Source organism: Aliagarivorans marinus DSM 23064, assembly GCF_000429485.1.
In the GTDB taxonomy this organism is placed as follows: domain Bacteria; phylum Pseudomonadota; class Gammaproteobacteria; order Enterobacterales; family Celerinatantimonadaceae; genus Aliagarivorans; species Aliagarivorans marinus.
Genome location: NZ_AUBY01000045.1, coordinates 1 through 2,119, shown reverse-complemented (window position 1 = coordinate 2,119; position 2,119 = coordinate 1). Strand labels below are relative to the sequence as shown.

The following is a 2,119-nucleotide window of genomic DNA, read 5'->3' as shown; positions in this document are numbered from 1 at the left end:
CAGGCTAGGTATGCCTGTTCGTCAGGCAGCTGGATAAACTGCTGAACAGCGCAGGGATACTGTGTTCCCTGTACTGAATTGATCAACAACGCCGAACATTACTAGTATACTAAACTGATTTAACATCAATTTCAGCAGCCTATCTCTAACTGAACCTTCATTTAACTTTTTTTTGATGAACGATGATAAGCAATCGGCCTCAGTCTCTATGGTTTCATTATCTTCATTATTTGTATTCATCTCGTTCATTATCACTTTTCCATTACTAAAGCTTTTCATAGTCAAAGTAGGCTTCTTCGATGTCTTCGTAATTTTTCATTCTTCCATTATCTAACAAAACTCCATAATCGCATCCAAATTGCCGCAATTGACTGATTGAATGAGAAACCATAATAATCTTAGAGGTTCTTCGCCTTTCCTCAAGCAATTCACTTGCTTTCTGACGAAATGCAGGGTCACCCACAGATGTGACTTCATCGAGTAGGTAAATATCAAAATCAAAAACTATAGACATGCCAAAAGCTATACGAGCCTTTTGGCCACTTGATAGACATTTTATGGGCAAGTCAAACTTAGCACCGAGTTCAGAGAACTCCCAGACTACATTCTCAATGGCCTTATAGTTCTTCACACCATGAATACGGCATACAAATCGGCAGTTTTCTCGTCCAGTCATGCTCCCTTGAAACCCAGTTGCAAGGCCTAGGGGCCAGGAAATTCTCTTTGATGTAGATATTTCACCAACATCGGGGTAGTCAATGCCACCAAGCATCCGCAACAACGTTGACTTACCTGCTCCGTTTCGCCCAAGTATCGCAACATTACGGTCAGTAGGAATGTCACAAGTTACGCCCTGAATAACATACTGTCTGCCGATCTTACTCTTGTATGACTTAGTAACATTTTTGAGCCGGATCATGATGCCACCATATTTCGCCAATCTAAGCGATATAACGACAAGCCTAAAAAAAACGAAGACAAAGTACAGGCTAAGAGGAATGAGTATGAAACAGCATCACGTGGATAGTCATAATAGAGCCCAGCCCTCAGTATTTCGATTGCATGTAGTATCGGATTCCAATTTAACCAATGATGAAGTCTTTCAGGTATATCATTTATCGAAAAAAATATCCCTGATGTAAAGAACGCTGGCCTGATTAAAAAAGGGAGGAACTTTTCCACCTCATTGAATCTAAACTGTGCAACACACATAATCAGCCCTAGGCCGATAGCAAATACACTAAGAGTGAAAAATGCAATGAAATAATCGAGTGCCGTAGCTAAGTTAATGTCAAAACCAAACCAAGCAAAGCCAGCAATAAGAATTAATGTCACCAACATATTGATAGTGATTTCTAATATTGCCCTTGCCATAACTGTATCAATCGGCCTTACCTGTCTATAGATGAATAGACCTTTATTTGAGCTCACAGCCTTAGAGGATTTGGTTACTATGGTGGAAAATAGTTGGAACGGTAGATAGCCTAGTAAGAAAAAAATCGGAGTCGGTATACTGTACACACTACCAGCAAACAACCCACTACCACTAGCCAACGTTCGAATTGCAGAAATAATAAGAACAAAAATCAATGGTTCGATGATCGCCCAAGCATAACCCAACCTGTAAGAACCAAACCTCGTTTTTAGTTCTCTGATAAGTAACGCGAACACAACATCCCGCATTACAGCTATATTATTTCGCCCAGAAAGAATAACACCCATAAAGTCTCCACAAAAACAACTTGTGGCAGCACCAAACACCAGCGCACAGCGATTAGGCCGACCAATCGCGCAGGATGATATTGACAAGACTATTGACTGTCAAAGTCTGTTTAAAATATTAATTAAACATTCATATAGCGACTCACAAAGTAAATATCATGACTCATATAACAAGCAATAATTTGACTATTGTGCTCAGATTAAAGTCAATCAGTACACTGTGCTAGACGAAGAGGGCTTTAGTGTAATCGTTGGAAACTTACTCGGACGCGTATTTCCGTTGCGACTCGGTTGCTGTTAGTGGCGTTGTTGATCAATTCAGTACAGGGAACACAGTATCCCTGCGCTGTTCAGCAGTTTATCCAGCTGCCTGACGAACAGGCATACCTAGCCTGCT

Annotated in this window: 2 protein-coding genes; both read right to left on the bottom strand. The window is 40.6% G+C overall.

Features of this window, described 5'->3' with window-relative positions; all coding sequences use genetic code 11:
* Positions 1 to 265: 265 nt before the first annotated feature.
* A complete protein-coding gene (locus tag G461_RS0114470) occupies positions 266 to 919 on the bottom strand; it encodes an ABC transporter ATP-binding protein (protein ID WP_026972368.1) in 654 nt (217 codons plus the stop codon).
* Entirely contained in the window at positions 916 to 1,722 is an 807-nt protein-coding gene (locus G461_RS0114465; RefSeq protein WP_026972367.1) for an ABC transporter permease, read from the bottom strand. The genes G461_RS0114470 and G461_RS0114465 overlap by 4 nt, the downstream gene beginning before the upstream one ends.
* Positions 1,723 to 2,119: the final 397 nt, after the last annotated feature.

Bases quoted from the DNA above. Each gene is read 5' to 3' on its own strand.
- G461_RS0114470 (WP_026972368.1), bottom strand. From the start codon at position 919: ATGATCCGGCTCAAAAATGTTACTAAGTCATACAAGAGTAAGATCGGC.
- G461_RS0114465 (WP_026972367.1), bottom strand. From the start codon at position 1,722: ATGGGTGTTATTCTTTCTGGGCGAAATAATATAGCTGTAATGCGGGAT.